Source organism: Kordiimonas sp. (assembly GCF_048264555.1).
Classification (GTDB): Bacteria; Pseudomonadota; Alphaproteobacteria; order Sphingomonadales; family Kordiimonadaceae; genus Kordiimonas.
In genome coordinates this window covers 327614-348787 of record NZ_JBLXCX010000004.1, presented here as the reverse complement: position 1 = coordinate 348787, position 21174 = coordinate 327614, and the positions used below count along the sequence as shown (strand labels likewise).

Below are 21174 nucleotides of genomic sequence, written 5' to 3'. Positions count from 1 at the left end.
TGGCGCAAACAATCCACCCACATATTTCGCGATTCTTTTTCAGCGAGGGCACAAAAAGAGCATCAATATGCTCTTGGGGTCTGGAAAAGTAAGCAAGCAGGGTTCTGCCTGCATGTTGTCGCATCATCCTTCAGGCAAAATAAGGCGGAGGTATCCGCCAAGGACAATCCCGGAAACGGGGAGAAGGATATATGACTATGGCTACCTTTCTGAAGTTGATCTTTTTGGCATTTTCCCTGAGCGCGTGCATCGGCATATCTCCAAATGACAGTGCGCTTATTGAAGCGGGCGTAATGCCCAAAGGGCAGCATGTTGTACCGCCGCGCGCATTCAAAGAGTTTTGCGCCCGCAACCCTGAGGAATGCGCGATCCCCAACACAGTCTCGTTAAAACGAGCGCTGGAGGCCACCGACTATCAGGTCCGCGGCTTGGTCATTCCCGCTGAAGAGGAAGGTGATTTCTGGCAGGCACGCCAAACCACAGGCCCCGGCGACTGTGAGGACTATGCCCTCACCTTCCGCCAACTTCTGCGCCGGAAGTTCCCAGCCTATAGCGCGGCTTTCCGCCTCGCCACAGCCTATACGGAGGACGGCCAGTATCATGCGGTGCTGTCGATCGAGACAAACCTCGGCACCGTGATCTGTGATATTCGCTACCCTTCCTGCGCGCCGTGGGCCAGTTTCCCCTATTCCTGGCGCATGCGGGAGGTCGCCGGTGCAGACCACTGGGAACATTTTGATGGCGCGCAAACAGCCACCGTTACTGCCGCGACCGAACAGTCTGGCAGGCGTTAATGCCCTATCTGTCTCGCGGGTATCAGTGCGCCCGCGAGATAGAGGCCAGCTCGGCCGATGCGGTTAACCGGGCAAAGGCTTTCCGGTTCATATGGATCAGGTTCTGGTGGTCTCCTGCTTCCATATAAATCTCGTCAAAGTCTGTCAGCTCACTATCCACAATCATGGGGATACCGTACGCATCCGCGCAGGCAGGTACCGCACCTGGGTCACAATCGGCAAAGATACGCCGGGCTTCCTCTTCGCTCGCGAGACCAAGGCGCTCATGCCGCCTGTGGCTCAACTCCGCCAAATCAACATGACGGTTTGCGGGCACCACGGCAACGAGATAGCCTGAATCAGCCTTGAGAAGCACACCTTTGGCAAACGAGTTTCCGGGGATATGAGCCGCCTGGGCGATACGGGTCGCCACCACTTCCCGGTCATGCGCCATCAGATCATAATCGATACCACGTTCCTCGATATGATCCTGCAGCATTGGGGCAATTGTCATCTGAAACCTCCTTTGGTCAGCACTGTGTTGCTGTCCTCATATGGGCATGGAGGTATGAGGAGTTATGGACTGCTCACTATAGCAGAACGGCTAAAGGCTGGCAAAACATCCACGCCTAGTTGCTGTCTGCCATATAGAGGTCCGCCCCGCCCACAACAGTGCGCAGAACCTTGATATCGCTCAGCGCGGCGGGCTCAACCATAAACGGGTTTTCAGACAGGACCACAAGGTCAGCGACATACCCCGGCTTCAGCATGCCAGACCGGTCATCCATAAACCCGGCGTAGGCGTTATTTTGCGTATAGGCCTTAAGGGCTTGTGCCACGGTGATCTTCTCGCTTGCGATCCAGCCGTCCGGGTTCTTGCCGTCTGTGGTGCGGCGCGCGACCGCAGCATAGATGCCCTGAATAGGGTCAAGCGGTGCCACAGACCAATCAGACCCGAACGTGACATTGGCCCCCGTCGCCATCACGGAACCTATTGCATAGGTGCCCTTAAGCCGCGCCGCTCCGATGCGTTTTTCAGCCCAGCGTCCGTCATCAATCAAATGATAGGGGTGCATGGACGCGGTGACCCCAAGGGGCTCAAACCGCGCTATGGCATCCGCCGTCAGGTGCTGCGCGTGCTCGATGCGGAAGCGCAGGTCTTTTGGGTCACGGCCTTCGCTGGCACGCTCAAAAATATCCAGAAGCTTGTCATTCGCCTGATAGCCAATGGCATGCACCGTGACATGAAGCCCGGCACTGGAGGCACCTTTCACGTCCGCCTCCAGCTCATCCATATCTGCTACGGGAAAGCCTGCCGTATCGGGCTCATCGCTATAGGGCTCATAGAACCACGCGGTTGTTGAGCCGAGTGAGCCGTCCACAAACCCTTTGAGCGCACCCCAACGCAGTTGATCATCACCCCGACCATGCGCATCCACATAAGCCTCAAGCTTTTCCCACTGTGCAAGCGGCGTGAAAGCATAGACCCTGATTTTAAGTTCACTCTTGGCTTGGAGGCGCTGGAACGTCTCAAGGCTGCGCCAGTCATAGCCCATATCATGCACCTGCGTGACACCAAGGCTTAGCGCATGGGCGATACCGTCCTTGAAGATCTTTTCCATTGCCGCGTCCGTGAGCGGTGTCATCGCCGACATAATGAGCGGAATCGCATTATCTTTGAAAACACCAGTGGCGCGGCCCGATGCATCTCGCACAATCACCCCGCCTTCCGGGTTCGGCGTATCCGGGCCAATGCCTGCGAGCGTCATGGCTTTTGTGTTGGCAAGGATCATATGCCCATCAAGCCGGGTCACCGCCACCGGCACATCAGCCGTAGCCCCATCAATCCAGGCGCGGTCAGGCAACTCACCGCCCCAAAGCTCATGGTCCCATGCCCCCTCAAGCACCCAGGCGCCCTCTGGCGCCCCTAATGCTGCCTCAGCGATGCGGCGCGCAAACTCTTCCGGCGTTGCGGCGTCTCTGAGCTGCACCTGGCTAAGGCCATTGGAGCCCATTTCAAAATGCACGTGATTGTCGGTGAAACCCGGCATGAGAAAACGACCTTTGAGGTCAACAAAATCCGTTATCGCACCCTGATAGGCGCTGATCTCGTCTTCGCTGCCCACGGCCAGTATCTTACCGTTCGATATGGCAATTGCCGTTGCATCCGGCGTATCGGACGCCCCTGTCCAGATAACCCCGCCACGGAATATGCGATCAGCTACCACCTGCTCAGCCTTTGCAGACAGGCTGCCTACTGCGGCAAGCGTAACAAGTGCAACTGCATTCCCCAGAAACCTGAACGACATAACGATCCCCCTCGTTAGTGCGATGCGCTGCGCGCGCGGCTTACTGCATCACATAGACATAAATGGTAATGAAGTGACACGCGCTGCCCGCCATCACAAATACATGCCACACCGCGTGCGTATAGGGCACACGCTTGAGCGCATAAAAAAGCGCACCAACGGTGTAACAAACACCGCCAGCCATCAGCCACCAGATAGCCGCGCTCGGCAAGCGGTCCATCAACTCGCCAATCATCAGCACACCAGCCCACCCCATGCCCAGATACAGAAGAAGCGAGACAGGGCTGAATTTCTTACCGGATTTATTGAGATACGCGCGAAATTTGAGGGCCGCGCCAAGGATAGCCGCCCCCCAGGCACCTATCATCACCCACACACCAACAGCCGTGGGCAGGGTAATAAGGGCAAAAGGAGTATAGGCGCCGGCGATTTTGAAATAGATCGCACTATGGTCAAGAAACTTGAAAAAGGGCTGCAAACGAGACTTGAAAAAGCTGTGATATAGCGTTGAACACACATACATCACCAGCATGAAACCGCCATAAAGCGCAGCGGCAACCATAACACTGATCCCGCCAACATCCGCCGCCTTAAGGATCAGAAACACCAGTGCCACAGCGGCCAGAATAGCGCCAATGCCGTGGGTAACCGCATGCCACACCTCTTCTGACGGTGAATAGTTTCGGATCTGTTTCACGCTTGCCAAATTCAGCTCCTCATCAATGCATCGCCACTATAGCAGCAATCAACGCCTATCGGCCAACTCTCATTGTCTGGCGTATATGGTCAGGTCTGATCTCGCTTAAATTGCGGCATCCAAGCAGCATCATGTCGCGCTTCAACTCCTTGAGGAAAAGCTCCAGCACGCGCGCCACACCTTTTTGTCCACCGGAGGCGAGGCCATACAAATATGGCCGCCCGAAAGACACCGCGTTCGCGCCCATGGCAAGCGCTTTAAGCACATGAGTGCCCCGACGCACCCCGCCATCCACAACAAGCTCCATCGCGTCGCCAACCGCGTCCCGCATGGGGGCCACACAGTCAATGGGCGCAACGGCCCCGTCCATCTGCCTGCCGCCATGGTTTGATATGATGACCGCGCTGGCTCCAACATCAAGCGCACGCCGGGCATCAGACGCCGATGACAGCCCCTTGATCGCAAAAGGCCCACCCCATGCCTCAATCACCTCGGCTGCGTCATCCCAGCTGATGGCACCGTCTATCTGGCTGTTGATATATGCGATCACCCCCATGGTACCGTCTGCAAGGCCGTCTTGCCGGTGCGCGACGTTCGCAAGCTGAAAATCCGGATTAAGCAGCAGGTTCAATGACCATTTCGGATGTGAAACGAAGCTGAAAAGGCTTGATAAGGTGAACTTCGGTGGCATCATAAGGCCGGACCTGAGGTCCCGTTCCCTATTGCCTGCGGTCGGTACATCAACCGTAAGGCAAAGCGCGTCATACCCCGATGCTTTCGCACGCGCTACAAACTCGCGGGTGAGCCCACGGTCCTTGTGAATATAAATCTGGAACATCTTCGGCCCCGGCTTCACACCAGCAATGTCTTCCATGCTGGTCGTGCCGAGCGTGGACAGGGAATACATCAGGCCCGCCTCTTCCGCCGCGCGCGCGACAGCCAGTTCCTTGTCATGATGAAACAACCGGTTCATGCCTGTGGGGGAGAGAATAACCGGCGCTGCCATCTTGGCCCCCAAGACGGTCGTGCTCACATCCACGTCAGTAATGTTTCTGAGCGCCTCGGGCACAAGCTCATAAGTCCGGAAAGCATCCGTATTGCCCCTGAGCGTTACCTCGTCGTCGGCACCACCATCAATATAATCAAACATGGGGCGTGGCAGCGCGCGTTTGGCAGCCAACCTGAAATCATCATATGTCAGAAGTTTCCGGCTCATCGTTTCCCCCCGGTTACGCTTGAGAGGAATATAGCCAGACATAAACCGTACAGGGAAGCTTTAAGGAAAGTGGTGCGCGCGTAAAAATAAAGAAGGGCCGGCCAAGGGGTTCGCTGGCCGACCCTTCAGGACAAGTTTAAAGCTCAGCCGAGTGCGTCACACCGCGCTTCAAACGTGCCACTTACTTGGCTTGGGCGAAGGTCAAAAGCACGGCAATAGTCCGCCACAGCCCCTTCATTGTCCCCAAGCGCTTTCCTTGCGTTGCCCCGGTTGACAAACGCTTTCCAGTACCGGTCGTCGCCATTAATCGCCGCTGTGCAGGCTTCCGCCGCAGCTTCAGCGTTACCGAGAACGAACTCTGCCGCGCAGATCGAGTTGAACGCCATCGTGCGTTCCTCAACCGTCAGGTCCTTACGAACCGCCTTGCGGTAGTGAGTAAGCGCCTCTTCAATCTCACCGGCTTGCATGGCCCTGTTGCCCTTCAGAAGAGAGCGGTCCTGCGTGATGTGAAACACCTGCGCTTGCGCCTGCGCTTCGGCGGCCCAGATACCGAGCGCCAGAAGCAGCAAAGACGCCCATAAAAACATCCTGTTTGGTGCGAGAGTATTATTCATGATCGGTCTCCATTGTCCTCGCTGTCGCATCGGCAAAAGAGAAGCGTTTGAAGAAACACCTTTCAAGACGAGACTTCATGCCAAGAGCGGGGGAGAGTGCCCTCTGTTTGCCGTGTTGCTATATTTTTGTTCATTGGGTAAAAACAACAAGCTATGAAAAGATGCTAAATACATGAGATTAGTTCATGAATAACCGCCTTCTGAAACTGGCGCAGGCCGCGCCCTTTCTCGCCGCAATGCACGAGGCGCGGAATTTCACCCGCGCGGCTGAGATATTGAAAGTTCATCAAACGGCGGTGAGCCATCGCATCCGGGCCATTGAAGAGATGATCGGGGTGCAGCTTTTTGAACGCACGACCCGCAGCCTTCGCTTCACTACTGCCGGCGACATATTATGCGCCACAGCTTATGAGAACATGCAGGAACTGGAAGCCGCCATGGGGCGGGTGCAGGCCAAGAGACGTAGCACCACAATCCGTGTATCTGTACCGCCGTCGCTGGCCATGAAATGGATGGTGCCGCTTCTTGTGGTGGCGAAGCAGTCTGGCCTAGATATTTCCGTGCAGGCACAAACCCGGCTGGTGGACTTCACCCGCGATGACGCAGATGTCGGCATTCGTTTTGGCCTTGGCCCTTACCCCGGCCTCCGGGCCATTCGGCTCAGCCGTTCCTATATGCAGCCTCTGGCCAGCCCTGCGTATATAGAGGCCAATAATATAGACCTTGAAAACCCGTGGGAGAAACCTGTCGATATTCTGCTGGACCATGCAACAGAATCTGACTCTATCCCCTTTGGTTGGGCTGAGTTTAAAGCGAGCGAGCCGAGCTTTATCCAGTCTATTGAACCCATCAGCCTTTTTGACCGTACCGACCTCGCCCTTCAGGCCGCCATCAACGGGCTTGGGGTGGCCCTTGGCAGAACCCTGCTATATGAAAACGATGTAAAACGCGGCTTTCTTGTGCCTCTGGGCGACGCAAAGCCGTGCGAGCCGTCAGATTGGCTCGTGTGCTCATACGAGTTTGCGGAGACACAGAAGTTTCGCGATTTCCATACCTGGATCGCGGAGCGTGTTCAGTGCACCACCAACCCTTCTGCAGAGGTGTAAAGCATGACAAGGACAGCGAAATTCCTCACCGCCCTCGCACTCTGCCTCCAGGGGGCGCTCGCCTATGCGGCCGAGACCATCCTCGTTGGCACAACGGGAGATTACCAACCTGTAAGCTGGCAAGACCCGGCAAGCGGTGAATTTACCGGTGACGATATCGACCTTGTTAAAGCCTTCGCCCGTGACACAGGCAGAGACATCAAATTTGTGCAAACAAGCTGGCCGAGCCTGATGGGCGACCTGACAGAGGCAAAATTCATGATGGCCGTTGGCGGCATTTCCTACACAGATGAGCGCGCTAAACTCGCGCTGGTATCCGAGACCGTGCGCACCGATGGCAAGGTCGCGCTCGTGCGGTGCGGGGAACAACTTCAGTATGATACGCTGCGTCAGATAGACAGCCCCGGCGTGCGGGTGGTTGAAAACCCCGGCGGCACCAATGAGAGGTTCGCGCGCACAACGCTCAAGAACGCCGACCTGACCATACTAGAAGACAATCACGCCCCCTTCCGCGCCCTCAAGGACGGCAATGCGGATGTGATGTTCACCGATGGCATTGAAGCGCTGTATATGGAACGACAGGACACCGGCCTCTGCGCCGTGAAGCCCGACAAACCCTATACAGTGATCCGCAAGGTTTTCCTCTTCCGCAAGGATCAGGAAGCGTTACGCGACGCTTTTAACCGGTGGTGGAAAACCCGCGAGACCGCGCTGTTCACCACCCAATAACTCAGGTGTCGGTTTCGCAGCCTTCATCTTCACTTTCCGCACGCGGGTCAAGCTCGAACGACACCGGGCTGATGCCTTGCGCAAATACATAGTCCGCCGCCTCTTCGCTGGGGGCGGCGGCGCGCTGGGTCATGCGGTACAAGGTAAACGCCGCCAAAAGGCTTGCGGCAACGCCCAAGTGCAAAAACAGGCCATCAGCCCCCGCAAAACGCATCACAAAGGTTGCGACCATGGGCCCAACAATCGCGCCCGCACCGTAAAGCAACAGCAGTGATGCACTTGCGGGCACAAAATCCTCAGGCTCAAGAAAGTCGTTCGCGTGCGCGATCACAAGGCCGTAGAGCGGCAACACAAGCCCACCCATCAAAGCGCCAAGGATATATAGCCCCTGCCCCTGCGGGAACAGACCAAGGCCCGCAAATATGCCAAGCGCGGCTATTGAAACCGTAAGGCCCCCAATCACAATGCGCCGGTCCATCTGGTCAGAAAGGCGCCCGAACGGCCACTGGGTCAGCACACCGCCCCCCACCACAAGGGTCATGAAGATCGCAATCTCGTCCGTCACAAGTCCCTTGCCCTGTGCGTACACGGCACCAAGCGCCCAGAAAGCCCCGGTTATAAGCCCTGCCCCAAAACAACCCGCCACACCAACAGGTGAAACGCCGTAAAGCTGCCTGAGCGCCATGCGCCTGGGTGCTGTGATTGCAGGTGTGGGTGTAGATGTAAGGGCGATAGGCACAAGCGCCACGGAGATGATCACAGATACAAAAATAAACAGGTCATAGCCCGAAGGCGGCGCCAGCATCAGAAACGCCTGCCCCGCAGCAGTCGACGCCAGAATAACCACAAAATAGATGGATAGAACCGTACCACGGTTGAGGTTGCTTGACCGTTCGTTGAGCCAGCTTTCTGTGACCAGACAAAGAGCGGCAAAACAGACACCGGTGAGCGTACGCAGGATGACCCAACTGATGGGGTCAACAAACACCGCGTGGCAAAGCGCTGCCGCCGACGCGAGCGACGCAAAAGCGGAAAATGTCCTGATGTGCCCAACACGGGCGACAATCTTGGGCGCGAACAGGCTGCCGGCCACAAACCCGGCATAATAGCTCGACATCACAAGACCAATAAGGATTGTTGGAAACCCTTCAAGGCCCGCACGCACACCGAGAAGGGAAGCTTGCAACCCCATCCCCAAATTAAGCGCCGCCGCACCAAGCAGCAGCGCAAAAATGCCAATCAGGGTCGCACGTAAGGTCATAAAATAAATGGCTCCGTCGCTTTTGGGCGAGTTTCTCTAAACTCTATACCCGATATCGCGGATATGCCCTACAAACAACCGCCGCACCAAAAAAAAAGCCCGCCCCTGAGAATTGGGACAGGCCTGGAGGAAGTGGGGGGAGATGTTGCTGCGTGTTTCGTGCGCTTAGGGTGTGCGCCTCTCTAGTTTATTCCTCTCGTTATCGTGCTCGGTTCGTATTTTATCCGGTGTCAGGCCAGCCATCCTTCCCGCGTCACCCATCAATATGCCCGGATGGCATTCTCGCCTATCAGGCGGGACTGGGAGCGGCAAAACTTGGGGAATCTTGCATAAAAAAATACATTTTGATGTGGGCAGCGCACGGCGACTTGCCGTATAAAACAGGAAGGGAAAAAAACTAATACGATCGCCAGAAAGCCATGCCTGACGGACAGTTTGCAAATCTTGAGCACCGGCTCGACAGATGCGCCGCAACCGGTTGGCACGCGGGGCTTGAACACCGGTACGGCCTAGATACGGCACAGAACGGATATCAACTGGCAGACCTGTTTTGCAAACCAAGCCATGAGGCGCCAATCTCCAGAGGCCTTTATAGCGGCCACGGCATGGCCTTTGTGCTACGTGGCACGTTTGACTATCAAACCGCAGGCGTGGTCAACACCGCTGTGCCGGGAAGCGTGCTTTTTGCCAACAAAGGCGATGTGTTTGAGTGTCGTCACCTCAATGCTCAAGGCAATCGGCGTGTGGTGCTGTTCTTTGCTGACAGCTTCATTGAGGGGATCGCGGAAGACCTTGGCCGCGATAGTGTTATCTTCTCTGGGGGGAGCCACGCACCTGCAAAAGAAACTGCGCATCTTGGCGGCCTGCTTTTCAGAGCACTAAAAGACAGCGAGCTGATGGAGGATGCTGCCATTGCCGGGGCCTATTTCGCCTTGGGCCAGCACCCTTTTAGTGACCATCACATGGACGCAACACCTTATGAGCGCCGCCGCATCCTTGAGGCGGTTGAGCATGTATCCGCCAACTATGCAGAAGCCTGCAGCCTTGATGACCTCGCCGCCGTTGCGGGCTTGGGGCGGTTTCGCTTTGCCCGGCTTTTTAAAACCGTGACCGGTGAAACACCGTGCCAGTATGTGGTAAACACACGCCTATGCGCCGCCGCCAACAAACTGCACCGGACAAACGCGCCGGTTACCACTATTGCGTTTGACGTTGGGTTTAACGACCTCTCGTATTTCAATGCGCGTTTCAAGGCCACTTTTGGCTGCACGCCACGCGCATGGCGGAAGCATTAACCCCATGATAAACAGACGAGATTTCATTATAACCGCCACTGCCGCATCAGTGATAACAAGTGGCGTGACAGCAGAGGCAAAGGAGACAGGAATGTTTGGGCTTATTGGTAAATTCACCGCAAAGGCAGGCACACGAGATGAACTGGCGAACATCCTGCTTGAGGGCCTATCCGATATGCCCGGGTGCCTGAGCTATATCGTGGCACTTGAGCCCAAGGATAACGTCACTATCTGGATCACCGAGGTATGGGATAGTGCGGATAGCCACAAGGCCTCGCTTAACTTGCCTTCCGTGCAGGCCGCCATCGGGCGTGGTCGTCCGCTCATCGAGGGCATGGAAATGATCGCCACCACAAATCCGGTTGGCGGTCACGGTTTGGTGTCTGTGGGCAGCTAGCCCAGGTCGGCATTATCGAGATAATAACGCACAGCATCCTGTACGTGGCGGAAACGGTCTCCACCCAAATGTTTACCGCCGTACCAGCGTGTCACCACAACGATATGGTCGTATAGGCCCTCGCGTTCCAGCATCTGCGCGATCAGCATGCCCGCCCCCGCTTCACCGTCATCATTTTTCACGGGTACTTCGCCAGTGAAATAAGCCCAGGTGTTATGGGTAGCCTTGGCAAATTTCTTTTTGCGGCAAAGCGCCTTGATGAACGCCTTGGCGTCGTCCAGGCTCGCGCACGGCCCGCCCGACACCGCGTATTTCGAGCCACGGTCTGAAATAATGCCATCAAATATCTGCATGCCGCTTCTATAGGGCGCAGCGCCGCAGGCTGTCAAACGTCACTTGGCCCGACACGGCTCTGGCTTCAAGATTCTTAAATTTCATGATGATGAAAAAATTAAGGCCCTACCTATCAGGTAGAGCCTTGAAATTTGGTAGCCGAGGAGGGAATTGTAAAAACAGGCCTGTTGCCTGTTTTTATCCTTGCAGGACCGTCTCGCCTTCGCTCGACGTCACTCGCGCGCCACCGGTCGCGCTCGTAAGAACCCACGGCGGTTTTCGCCAGCCCCGAAACAAATAAAAAACCCCGACCCACATGGGGTCAGGGTTTTGTATTGGTAGCCGAGGAGGGACTTGAACCCCCGACACGCGGATTATGATTCCGCTGCTCTAACCAACTGAGCTACTCGGCCAAAATTAAATGCCTCAACGCGTTTGCAGCCTACTCGCAACAACTCAAAACGGACTACACAGCCGCTGAAAGCTGCGCCGGTATAAAAGAGGGTCGGCGTCCAGTCAAGCCGAATTTGCGACAAAAATGCCATCCCAACCGGCCACTGCACTAAAATGCTGGCTGGCACCCTGTCGTGATGTAAAATTGGCTCTGCCTTCACGAGCAGGATGCCTTTAGGGTAGCGGCTGAGCAGAAGAATTTGCCTCAGGCAATTAACCGTCAAGCGAGGGAGCATTGGCAGATGGGTAAGGAGCATCACTACCACAGCCGTATTGTATGGACAGGGGCCGGAGAGACAGGCACCAAAACCTATAAGTCCTATGGCCGTGATTATACCATGGAGATGGACGGCAAAGTGCCGATCCTCGGTTCGTCTGACCCAAGCTTTGGCGGCGACCCGACCCGCCATAACCCGGAAGATATTCTGGTGGCCTCTGCCTCCGCCTGCCACATGCTGTGGTACCTGCACCTGTGCGCCGTAGGCGGCGTGACCGTGCTGGACTATGTAGACGACGCTGAAGGCGTGATGGATGAAGGCGACAAAAACGCCCCTGGGCGGTTCACCAAAATCGTCCTGCGGCCACGTATCACCATCACTGCTGATAGCGACCCGGATAAAGCCACTGAGTTGCACCACCCGGCGAGCGAAAAATGTTTCATCGCCAATTCGCTTAACTTTGAAGTTGCGCATGAGCCCACCATCATTGTGGCGGAAGGCTGAGAATGACGACACCTGCCGCGTCTTCGATCACCCCCGGGCTACTGTATGAAAATGCCGGCGAAGCGCTGACCTGGCTTTGCGATACCTTCGGGCTTGAAGCGCGGCTCGTAGTGCCCGGAGAGGACGGCACGATCCTTCATGGGCATCTCACGCTGGGTGCAGGCAGCATCATGATCACCTCGTCAGAATTGAACGAGCATCCTGCTTTTTATACCCACCCGGCGGCGCTCGGCGGGGTTTGCAGCCACGGCATTAATGTGCATATCCCCGATGACCGCTTGGATGCGCATTATGCGAAAGCACAAGTGGCAGGGGCTCAAATCCTGCTGCCCCTTGAGCCCAAGGAGTATGGTGGCCGGGGGTATAGCTGCCGGGACATTGGTGGTTACGTCTGGTATTTCGGGTCCTACGATCCCTGGGCGTGAAGGTTTTGGGCGTGACTGTTCTGGGACAGCTCCCAAGCGCTATTTTTCGCCAGCGTACGCCAGTACCACATCAATCGTGTGTTCGGTGAAACGGTCGCGGCGGGCTTTGTCCACGCCGTCTAGTTTCATCACCGTCAGCATCTGGGATGCCGCCAGCAGTATACGCGCATCGTCCCGGTCATCTCGTTTCCGGCGGTCGCGCGCACTGTTGAGAATATCCGTTAGCCGGTCGAGCACAATGTTCTGGCACTCCAGAAACTTGGCACGAATGCCGGGGGCGAAGTTGGTGCTCCAATTCAGCCACACCTGCGCATACGCCCGCTCTTCATCCGCGCGGGCGGTTGCATGCTCGGCGAGGGCTGTCAGAAGTTCAGATACCGTCAGCCCTTCGGGGTCCACCTCATCAAAGATCGCGAGGTTCTTCACCGCAACATCATCAAGCACTGCATCGATAAGCGCTTCCCGCGTTGGGAAATAAACAAAGGTCGTCGCCACTGACACACCCGTGCGGCGGGCTATATCGGCGTGTTTGGCCTCGCCTATACCGCGCTCAGCAAATAACTCAACGGCGGCAGCCAGCAACTGCTCCCGCCTCTCCTCAGGGCTCAGCCGTGTGCGTTTTACTTTTCCTGCCATTTCATCCCCTTGTATCCCGGCCATTTTTTGTACCGCTCCTAAGCCCCTTTGATCAAGCGTCCATTCTCAAGCGACTCTTTATTGACAATATTATCAATAAATGACAAATTGCATCATGGATCGATACCGGCGCGGGGAAGGCAAATGGCAAGCGACACAAAAACGGACAACAACCAGCAAGGTGCAGATTGGCGCGATAGCAAGCGATACTTGTGGCCACTGCCGGTGCTATTGAGCTTCATCCCCATCTGTAGCTGGTGGCTCTATGCAGAGACCGGGCGTGAACTTGCCTTGTGGCTCTCCCCCATCTTTTTCTATGTCCTGATCCCTGTGGTTGAGATGCTGTTTGGTGAAGACAGTTCCAACCCGCCGCGCGAAGCTATTCCTTACCTACGCGATGACCCTTTCTATCGCTGGTCCGCCTTCGCGGCCCTACCCGCAGCCTATGCGGTGTGGGTTGCAGGGGCCTGGTATGTGGCGGTGATGGATCTGAGCTGGAGCGCCTATTTGGCTGTAACCGTTGCAAACGGCCTGATGGGCGCGGGTGCCCTCAACACCGCGCATGAGGTTGGCCACAGACGGGACAAAACCTCCATCAATGTGGCGCGTTTTCTCTTGTGCCTGTGCGGCATGGGGCACTTCCGTGTTGAGCATAACCAGGGCCATCACGTTCAGGTCGCCACACCAGAAGACAGCGCCACAGCCATGATGGGTGAAAGCTTTTATGAATTTGTGACCCACGAGCTGCCGGGCGGTGTGAAACGCGCCTGGAAAATTGAAAGTGCTCGCATGAAGCGCAAGGGCAAATCCCCCTACTCGTTCGAAAATGAGGTGTTCGCCAACACACTGATCACCATCGCCATGTATGGCGCCTTTGTCGCTGTGTTTGGCTGGATTGTGCTGCCGTATCTTCTTGGCGGTGCGCTCCTCTCCAACCTGATGCTCTCAAGCGCCAACTATGTTGAACATTACGGCCTGATGCGCGGAAAGCGTGAAGATGGCCGGTATGAGCGTGTGCAACCGCATCATAGCTGGAACGCAAATCACATTGTCTCCAACGTGATGCTTTACCATTTGCAGCGCCACTCAGACCATCACGCTCACGCGGAACGGCCCTACCAGTGTTTGCGGCATTTTGATACCTCGCCTCAGTTGCCAGCCGGGTATTTCACCATGTTTATGGCGGCGTGGAACCCGCCCATCTGGTTTGCCATCATGGACAAACGGGTGGCAGAGCAACACGGCTATGACATGAACAAGGCTTACATGAAGCCGTCCAAGCGTGAGAAGTTCATGAAACGCTTCCATCGCCCTGAGGCAAGTCTGCAAGCCGCCGAGTAGGGACACTACTTTCCGGCTAAGGCGAGGTGTCGCCCTCATATATGTCTATCTCGCCGCGCGCAGCGAGCCTGCCATATGCATCGCGAGCCCGGCTTCGCAGGCTTTCATCAACCTGCAGCCCTGCGGCCAGATAGAAGGCGATATCCTCATCAAGTTTGAGCGCAGGCCTGATACTGCCGGGCGGGAAGTCGCCGCTCGCAATACGCACCGGATGCAGGCGTTTGTCGCCAAGAAACAGGTCAGCGCGACCATAGAGGATCATCATCGCCTCGGAAGAACCTGACGGTGCCACAAAAAGCAGCTTCTCTTCCGGCACACCCGCCCGGCGCATGATACCGCATGAAGCATCCTTTTCAGAGCACACCGCTACAAACACACCACCCTTCAGGGCTTCAAGCGTTACAGCCCTCAGGTCCTTCGTGCGCGCGAACAAATACATATCCGGCTTTGCGATGGGGGCAATCCAGTCATAGTAGGCGGAGCGCTCAATCGAATGGGCGAGGCTATAGATAAAGGCACGTGTTTCTTTTCGTGCGCGGAACTCCGCCCGCGGCCAAGGCAGAATAGTGATTTCATAGGAAAGCGCGGCCTCGGTCATGATCTGCCGCACCCGGTCTGTGGCCATGCCCACCACCTCGCCGTCATCACCGGCATAGCTATAGGGTGGATAATCTTCGGTATAGATCGTGACATCGGCCGCCATAGCGTGCCCGGCCATACACATGACGATAAGGAAAACGGTAAGCGCGGCGGCTTTGCTGCGCATTCGGGACAGATCAGCCATTCGGCCTCCACTTCACCGACCCCAACGACCAGAGTACCACGACCCTACCTGAAATTGAAGCACACTAAATAAGGCCGAAGGTCAGCTATCCTGAGCCATTCTTTATACTTGAGCACCCCCGTTGGTACTGAGAATTGATGCTCACCAGCCTAAAGTGGGTTCAGCAACAAGAGGAGAATAGACATGCTTGGATGGGCATTAACATTTTTCATTCTGGCGGTTGTGGCAGCGGCCCTTGGCTTTGGTGGCCTCGCAGGGACGCTCGCATGGGCAGCTAAATGGCTGTTTCTTGCCTTCATCATCCTGTTCATTGTCACGCTGGTGGCTAACATCATCGGTGGCAGACGCACCCCTCCCCCGTTTTAAGTGAACAGATACGAAGGTGTGAGGCGCAGGCGCTCCGGCATGGGGCGCCTGTCTTCATTTGATTACCGATCTATCAGGGTTACGCTGCGGCCAGCCGCGGGTCAGCACTTTCAGCGCGGTCAATCCAGCCACCACCCAGCACCCGGTCGCCTTCATAAAACACAGCAGCCTGCCCGGGCGAGACACCAGCTTCGGCCACTTCAAGCACGAGGCGTACACGTGTGCCTTCCATAAAGAGCCGCGCTGGCACGCCAGGGCGAGTGGAACGGATTTTTGCCGTGACCATCAACCCTTCCGCTGGCACAGGGTCGCCAATCCAGTTCACGTCCTTCACGCCAATGGCTGTGGTTAGCAGCGCTTCCTTGGGGCCAACGATCACCTGTTTTTTTGCAGGGTTTAGCTTCACCACATAAAGAGGCTCATCCGTGCCGCCAATGCCGATACCACGGCGCTGGCCGATGGTATACTTTACGATGCCTTCATGTTGGCCTAGCACATTACCGTCAATATCCACGATATCGCCGGGTTCAAGCGCGCCGGGGCGCAAACGCTCAATCACGTCCACATACCGGCCTTCAGGCACAAAACAGATATCCTGGCTGTCAGGCTTGTCCGCGACCGTCAGGCCAAAACGTTCTGCATGATCGCGTGTTTGGGCTTTATCAAGATGCCCAAGCGGGAAACGCAGGAAATCCATTTGCACTTGTGTGGTGGCAAACAGGAAATAACTTTGATCTTTGCCGCTATCGACCCCGCGCACCAGCTGGGCCTTGCCGTCCGCACCGATCCGGCGCTGCACATAATGCCCCGTGGCCATGCAATCAGCACCGAGGTCACGTGCAGTATCAAGAAGATCCTTGAACTTCACAGTCTGGTTACAGCGCACACAAGGGATTGGTGTTTCACCCTTGATATAACTGTCGGCAAACTCTTCCATCACATGGTTCTTGAACCGGCTTTCATAGTCGAGCACATAATGCGGGATGCCAAGCTCGTCCGCCACGCGGCGCGCATCATGAATGTCCTGCCCGGCGCAACAGCTGCCCTTCTTCTGCACAGCAACACCATGATCATAGAGTTGCAGCGTAATACCAACGACATCATACCCCTCTTCTTTAAGAAGGGCAGCGGTGACGGAGCTATCCACACCACCTGACATGGCAACGACCACACGCGTGTCAGCGGGTGCCCGGTCAAAGCCCAGACTGTTTATTCCCCCTGAATATGATGCGCCGCTTGTCATGGCTGATATTTCCTACAAGTTTGGTCCTGTTTCCAAATCTGCCGTGCATATAAGCTTTCCGGCCTTCAAGGGCAAGCGTTTCCCCTGCCTTTTTGTCGTGGTGGCACGCCGGAGCGATTTTCCCCATAAGCCAATTTTACCCGGCAAGAACCTCCGCCGGCATGGCCCAAGCTCACACACGCATATGCCAAGCCGTTAGATTCCAACAGATTCTCATCATAGCACAAAACTGGCCCGGCCTTTGCTTTATATGAGGGTGAAGAAAACCCCTCCCGGCAGGTCGGGAGTACAATTTGGTAGCGAAATATGAACCCGATTGACCAGATAACGCAGACACAATACGCAACGCCCCTGCAGGCGATTGCTGCCCTTTTTGGCCCTCAGGCGGCCAACGGCAGCACCGATGCCGCAGCGGCGACAGAGTTTGCGAACCTTCTGCAATCTGCGCAGGCTGTGTCAGGCAACAGCAAGTACACCGGCATCGCACTTGATGGGGCTCAAGTTGAAGGTCTGCAGTCGATCGATCAGCTTTCCGTTGAACAGGCTGAGCTTCTCGCCTCCCTCGGCATTACGCTACCGGCGGATCAGGTTCCTGCTGTTTTTCAGGATATCATCAGCAAATATGGCCAGGAACAGGCTGTAAGTCTCGAAGGTGTTCAGACCCAGACCGCCACGGGAACGCCATCAGCTATCGACGCAGCTAATCCGGCTACTGCTCCAGCGAATAATGCCCAAGCCGCAGCAATAGATTTTGCAAGTCTGCCGGAAGGCGCGCGCGCTGAACTCCTGAATAGCCTCAAGGCAGGGGTGGCAAATGGCCCCGCCTCGCCGCTCACCCTTACGGCACCGAGCGGAGAGACCCATGTTCTGCCGGTTGCGGAATTGGTTGCCCTGATTAATGGCGTCACAGATGCTGCGGCCCCTGAAATTCAAACAGCTGCCCAAGCGGCAGCTTCAGCCAACACCGCTACGGCCCCGAAAGCTGCAGGCACACAACCCGCACCTACAACGACAGCACCAGTGGAACCCGTGCTGGGCGTAGCGCCCGCGCCGGTTCCTGCAGCGCCTGCTGCGGCAGCGGTGGTTGGCGACCCGCTAACGAGCCCGACCCCGGATGCTTCCGGTGATGTTATGGCAGCAGCCGATGCGCCTGCGGACGACACGCCCGCCATCTCTCGCGAGGCAGCAGTGGAGGCAATCGCCCGCAACCCGGAAGAAGACAAAAACCTTGTTGAAACAACGAACAAGAAACCGTCTGACGAAGCGCAGAACAACCCGAACGGCCATATGGTTGCCGCCCAACAGGCGCAACAGCAGGCTTCTGCGAACGCGGCACTTCAACAACAAAATACAGCCCTGAATGGCGGCAAAAAATCCTTCATGGGGGCAACTACCGATAAACCTACGGCACCAACAGCCAGTGCTACAGTGGGCCAAACGAGCATAGGCCAAACCGCTGTACCAGATGCACTAACGACCAAGGCCATAGAGCCAACCGTACCGCGCCCTGAAACGTTGCCGCAAATGAGCGCCGCGCGTGACCTTGGCATGGGAACCACCCCTGCCCTGACGCCCGAGCGGCTTGCCGGCATGCCTGACGGCGCCGCAACAGAGATGGTTTCAACCGGCCTTTCCGGCATGAAAGGCGATAGTGGCTTTATGTCGAGCATGAGCCTGCTTGGCGGCAACCCAGGCCGTGGCCTTCAAGGGCATGTAGCCAAACAACTGAACATGAGCGTCTCTCGCGCGGTAAAAGCAGGTGAGCAAGAATTTACCCTGCGCCTCGACCCCGCTGAGCTTGGCCGGGTGCAGGTTAAAATGCGCTTCATGGAAAATGGCCGCGTTCATGCACAAGTGATCGCCGAACGGCCAGAAACGCTTGAACTGCTTCAAAAAGATAGCCGCGGGCTTGAACGCGCGCTGAACGCAACTGGCCAGAAGGGCGAAAACCCGACGATTGAGTTCAGCCTTGACCAAGGCAATCACGAAAGCGCAGGCCGTGCCTTCGCAGAAGCTGTGCAACAGGAAAAAATGCGGGACGAACTGGCCTCACGTGCTGGTGGCGGCAGGGAGTTTGCTGACACGGCAGATGACGTGATGGACGAAGTTCCCCTTGATCAAATTCTACCCTATGTCGACGCCGAAACCGGCCTCGATATCCGGGTCTAGGTAAACGAGAAGGTATAGAAAATGGTTGATGGCGTTGCTTCGACAAGCTCAAACCAAACCTACCAGACGGCAGGTGACAGGTCCGCTGCGTCCCTCGCAAACGACTTTGACGACTTTCTCGTGCTGCTGACCACGCAGTTGCAGCACCAGGACCCGATGGACCCGCTGGATAGTAACCAGTTCACCCAACAACTGGTTCAGTTCTCCGGTGTGGAGCAACAGATCAGAACAAACCAGAACCTTGAGACGCTGGCTGCCCTCACCATGATGAGCAACCAAAGCTCGCTCGCGAGTTATCTTGGCAAGGAAGCACTGGTGCCTCGCACAGGTGGCGAGACTGACGGCGCGAGCGGTATCCAGTGGCGGTACCATAATGAAACCGCCGCCGAGAAGCTGACCCTTGAGGTCCGCAACGACCAAGGTGACATTGTCTACACAGGCGAAGGTAAAAAAGCCGCCGGTGTGCATGATTTTGAGTGGGACGGTAAACTGTCAAACGGCGAGTTCGCACCAGCAGGTGAATATGACCTGAAAATCGTGGCGGAAGATGCCGCAGGCAAGAGCCTTGAGACAGGCATTGCCGTCCGGTCTCGCGTTCAGTCCGTTGACCTCACCGGCACCGATGCCGTCTTCGTCGTCGGGCCGAACCTGGTGTCACAAGATGAGATTATTCAGCTTTTCAGTGAGTAAAAGCCGAACCTAAGCTGGACCGAAGTGCCCAGCGTGCCCCACCGGCGAGTTGCCGATTGGGCAAGAGCAGAAAGCCCAAAGCCAGTGAAAACGCAAAAGAGAGTATAGGAGAAGTAAAATGGCATTCACTGCTCTGGCAGCAGGTGTATCGGGGCTTCAGGCCTTCACCGACGGTGTTGGCGTAATCGCCGATAACATTACCAACGTAAACACAATTGGTTACAAAGAGACGCGGTCACGCTTTTCTACCCTTGTAACCGAAACAGCATCCCTTTCGTCCTATTCACCGGGCGGCGTGCGCGCGTTCTCCGAAACGCTGGTATCGAAACAGGGCCTGTTGCAGCCATCCGGCTCCGCAACCGACCTATCCATCGATGGTGCAGGCTTCTTTGTGGTGCGTGACGGCGCACGGGCAGAAGACGCTTCAGGCGAACTTCTTTTCACCCGCGCTGGTGCATTCACCCAGGACGCTGAGGGCTTCTTTAAGAACACAGCAGGCCACTACCTTCTTGGTTGGCCGGTAGACTCAACAGGTTCCATCACCACCAATAAAAACCAGACAAGTGAGTTGAGCCCGATCAACATCAACAACTTGAACGGTCTCGGTGCAGCCACCAACGAAGTATCCCTTCGGGTGAATCTGGATACGGACACCCCAGTTGCTGCGTCATATACTTTAGGATCTCTGGCAGATGGCTCGGCAACACCGGACTTTGAAACCAACGTTGAGATCTTTGACAGCCAAGGCCGCAGCCATGTGGTTAACATCGGCGCAGTTCACACCGGTGACAACAGCTGGAACTATGAAATCTATTTCGATGACGCGACAGCTGTTGATGGCACCGCGCACCCTGATGGCATTATTGCGAACGGTGTGTTGCAGTTCAATACCGATGGTTCAATCGACTTGGAAACAATCGTTGATGCAGCCACCTCAACCATGAACATTGGTGACACTACTACCGCCATCACCTTCCCAGGCGGCGCGATTCCGATCACCTATGCCACAGGTGGTGGTGTTGAAGTGGATCCCGGTTCGATCACCTTCGATTTTGGGGATGATGGCTTCAAGAACGGTTTTGTGCAGTCAACCACATCGTCCTCGCGTCTGAACTATGCAGTTGACGGCGCGGCCTTTGGCAACATTACGGGCGTATCCATCGGTGAAGACGGTGTTGTCACCGCGCTTTTCGATAACGACCTGACGCTGCCCGTCTACAAGCTGCCGATTGCCGTGTTCCAGAACCCAGACGGACTTGCGCGTCGTCAAGGCAACGCCTTTGGCGCGTCTGATCTCTCTGGTGATGTGAACCTGCAAGAGCCAGGAGACAGTGGTGCGGGTACCGTATCGCCAAACTCGCTTGAACAGTCGACCGTCGATCTCGCCAGCGAATTTGCCGAGCTGATTAAAGTGCAGCGCGCTTTCTCGGCATCAACACGGATTATCACAACCTCTGACCAGATCCTTGAAGAACTGACGAGGCTCTAATAGTCCAAGCTAAAGCTGGCTAAAATCTCTTTTGCACCGACCGGGTGGCCAATTGGCTGCCCGGTTTTGCATTGAGGACAAAGGTTAATGAAAATTTAACCTTGAGCATTAGGCATTTTTTAAACG

At 56.1% G+C, this 21174-nt stretch carries 22 protein-coding genes and 1 tRNA gene; 12 read left to right on the top strand and 11 right to left on the bottom strand.

All coding sequences use genetic code 11. The features are described 5' to 3' along the window. The first annotated feature begins 191 nt into the window (after positions 1-191). A complete protein-coding gene (locus tag ACN0XZ_RS13595; RefSeq protein ID WP_417458320.1) occupies positions 192-794 on the top strand; it encodes a transglutaminase-like cysteine peptidase in 603 nt (200 codons plus the stop codon). A 22-nt stretch (positions 795-816) separates the two neighbouring features. Here the strand turns inward: ACN0XZ_RS13595 and ACN0XZ_RS13590 are convergent, their stop codons facing one another. The 5 genes from ACN0XZ_RS13590 to ACN0XZ_RS13570 form a co-directional block, all read right to left on the bottom strand. Further along, on the bottom strand, positions 817-1287 hold the full coding sequence (locus ACN0XZ_RS13590) for an aminoacyl-tRNA deacylase (RefSeq protein ID WP_417458319.1): 471 nt from the start codon (positions 1285-1287) through the stop codon (positions 817-819). A gap of 115 nt (positions 1288-1402) precedes the next feature. Beyond that, on the bottom strand, positions 1403-3082 hold the full coding sequence (locus tag ACN0XZ_RS13585) for an amidohydrolase (protein ID WP_417458318.1): 1680 nt from the start codon (positions 3080-3082) through the stop codon (positions 1403-1405). 40 nt (positions 3083-3122) lie between these two features. Then, positions 3123-3779 carry a PAQR family membrane homeostasis protein TrhA gene (trhA, locus tag ACN0XZ_RS13580; protein WP_417458387.1) on the bottom strand — a complete coding sequence of 219 codons (657 nt, stop codon included), beginning with the start codon at positions 3777-3779 and terminating at the stop codon, positions 3123-3125. A 55-nt stretch (positions 3780-3834) separates the two neighbouring features. Then, entirely contained in the window at positions 3835-4995 is a 1161-nt protein-coding gene (locus ACN0XZ_RS13575) for an alpha-hydroxy acid oxidase (RefSeq protein WP_417458317.1), read from the bottom strand. Positions 4996-5138: 143 nt separating this feature from the next. Next, positions 5139-5609, bottom strand: a complete 471-nt coding sequence (locus ACN0XZ_RS13570; RefSeq protein WP_417458316.1) for a hypothetical protein — start codon at positions 5607-5609, stop codon at positions 5139-5141. Between the two features lie 185 nt (positions 5610-5794). Between ACN0XZ_RS13570 and ACN0XZ_RS13565 the strand changes: the two genes are divergently transcribed. Both ACN0XZ_RS13565 and ACN0XZ_RS13560 read left to right on the top strand, forming a co-directional pair. Then, positions 5795-6715, top strand: a complete 921-nt coding sequence (locus ACN0XZ_RS13565; RefSeq protein WP_417458315.1) for a LysR family transcriptional regulator — start codon at positions 5795-5797, stop codon at positions 6713-6715. A 3-nt stretch (positions 6716-6718) separates the two neighbouring features. Then, positions 6719-7444 (top strand): transporter substrate-binding domain-containing protein, encoded by a 726-nt coding sequence (locus tag ACN0XZ_RS13560; protein WP_417458314.1) that lies wholly within the window; start codon positions 6719-6721, stop codon positions 7442-7444. A 1-nt stretch (position 7445) separates the two neighbouring features. Here ACN0XZ_RS13560 and ACN0XZ_RS13555 read toward each other — a convergent pair whose 3' ends face one another. Further along, complete coding sequence (locus tag ACN0XZ_RS13555) at positions 7446-8705, bottom strand: MFS transporter (RefSeq protein ID WP_417458313.1); 1260 nt, start codon at positions 8703-8705, stop codon at positions 7446-7448. Positions 8706-9124: 419 nt separating this feature from the next. Here ACN0XZ_RS13555 and ACN0XZ_RS13550 point away from each other — a divergent pair, with 419 nt between their 5' ends. Then, positions 9125-10000, top strand: a complete 876-nt coding sequence (locus tag ACN0XZ_RS13550; RefSeq protein WP_417458312.1) for a helix-turn-helix domain-containing protein — start codon at positions 9125-9127, stop codon at positions 9998-10000. A gap of 91 nt (positions 10001-10091) precedes the next feature. Further along, a complete protein-coding gene (locus ACN0XZ_RS13545) occupies positions 10092-10397 on the top strand; it encodes a putative quinol monooxygenase (RefSeq protein WP_417458311.1) in 306 nt (101 codons plus the stop codon). Here the strand turns inward: ACN0XZ_RS13545 and ACN0XZ_RS13540 are convergent. After that, positions 10394-10750 carry a YigZ family protein gene (locus tag ACN0XZ_RS13540; RefSeq protein WP_417458310.1) on the bottom strand — a complete coding sequence of 119 codons (357 nt, stop codon included), beginning with the start codon at positions 10748-10750 and terminating at the stop codon, positions 10394-10396. The two genes, ACN0XZ_RS13545 and ACN0XZ_RS13540, sit on opposite strands and share 4 nt — an antisense overlap. A 316-nt stretch (positions 10751-11066) precedes the next feature. Beyond that, positions 11067-11143: transfer RNA gene (locus ACN0XZ_RS13535), tRNA-Met, on the bottom strand. A gap of 282 nt (positions 11144-11425) precedes the next feature. Between ACN0XZ_RS13535 and ACN0XZ_RS13530 the strand changes: the two genes are divergently transcribed. Both ACN0XZ_RS13530 and ACN0XZ_RS13525 read left to right on the top strand, forming a co-directional pair. Continuing rightward, entirely contained in the window at positions 11426-11905 is a 480-nt protein-coding gene (locus tag ACN0XZ_RS13530; RefSeq protein WP_417458309.1) for an OsmC family protein, read from the top strand. A gap of 2 nt (positions 11906-11907) precedes the next feature. Further along, on the top strand, positions 11908-12330 hold the full coding sequence (locus ACN0XZ_RS13525) for a VOC family protein (RefSeq protein WP_417458308.1): 423 nt from the start codon (positions 11908-11910) through the stop codon (positions 12328-12330). Between the two features lie 39 nt (positions 12331-12369). Here the strand turns inward: ACN0XZ_RS13525 and ACN0XZ_RS13520 are convergent, their stop codons facing one another. Beyond that, positions 12370-12966 carry a TetR/AcrR family transcriptional regulator gene (locus ACN0XZ_RS13520; RefSeq protein WP_417458307.1) on the bottom strand — a complete coding sequence of 199 codons (597 nt, stop codon included), beginning with the start codon at positions 12964-12966 and terminating at the stop codon, positions 12370-12372. Positions 12967-13110: 144 nt separating this feature from the next. On the opposite strand from ACN0XZ_RS13520, the gene ACN0XZ_RS13515 reads away from it, so the two are divergent. After that, on the top strand, positions 13111-14307 hold the full coding sequence (locus ACN0XZ_RS13515) for an alkane 1-monooxygenase (protein WP_417458306.1): 1197 nt from the start codon (positions 13111-13113) through the stop codon (positions 14305-14307). A gap of 16 nt (positions 14308-14323) precedes the next feature. On the opposite strand, the gene ACN0XZ_RS13510 is transcribed toward ACN0XZ_RS13515, so the two are convergent. Beyond that, a complete protein-coding gene (locus tag ACN0XZ_RS13510; protein ID WP_417458305.1) occupies positions 14324-15091 on the bottom strand; it encodes a substrate-binding periplasmic protein in 768 nt (255 codons plus the stop codon). A 183-nt stretch (positions 15092-15274) separates the two neighbouring features. Here ACN0XZ_RS13510 and ACN0XZ_RS13505 point away from each other — a divergent pair, with 183 nt between their 5' ends. After that, a complete protein-coding gene (locus ACN0XZ_RS13505; RefSeq protein WP_417458304.1) occupies positions 15275-15457 on the top strand; it encodes a DUF1328 domain-containing protein in 183 nt (60 codons plus the stop codon). A 79-nt stretch (positions 15458-15536) separates the two neighbouring features. On the opposite strand, the gene mnmA is transcribed toward ACN0XZ_RS13505, so the two are convergent. After that, on the bottom strand, positions 15537-16700 hold the full coding sequence (gene mnmA, locus ACN0XZ_RS13500) for a tRNA 2-thiouridine(34) synthase MnmA (RefSeq protein ID WP_417458303.1): 1164 nt from the start codon (positions 16698-16700) through the stop codon (positions 15537-15539). Between the two features lie 306 nt (positions 16701-17006). Here mnmA and ACN0XZ_RS13495 point away from each other — a divergent pair, with 306 nt between their 5' ends. The 3 genes from ACN0XZ_RS13495 (at position 17007) to ACN0XZ_RS13485 (ending at position 21048) form a co-directional block, all read left to right on the top strand. Then, positions 17007-18869, top strand: a complete 1863-nt coding sequence (locus ACN0XZ_RS13495; protein WP_417458302.1) for a flagellar hook-length control protein FliK — start codon at positions 17007-17009, stop codon at positions 18867-18869. A 21-nt stretch (positions 18870-18890) separates the two neighbouring features. After that, positions 18891-19559: a flagellar hook assembly protein FlgD gene (locus ACN0XZ_RS13490; protein WP_417458301.1), complete on the top strand. Its 669-nt coding sequence runs from the start codon at positions 18891-18893 to the stop codon at positions 19557-19559. 118 nt (positions 19560-19677) lie between these two features. Beyond that, positions 19678-21048, top strand: a complete 1371-nt coding sequence (locus ACN0XZ_RS13485) for a flagellar hook protein FlgE (RefSeq protein ID WP_417458300.1) — start codon at positions 19678-19680, stop codon at positions 21046-21048. The last annotated feature ends 126 nt before the right edge of the window (positions 21049-21174 follow it).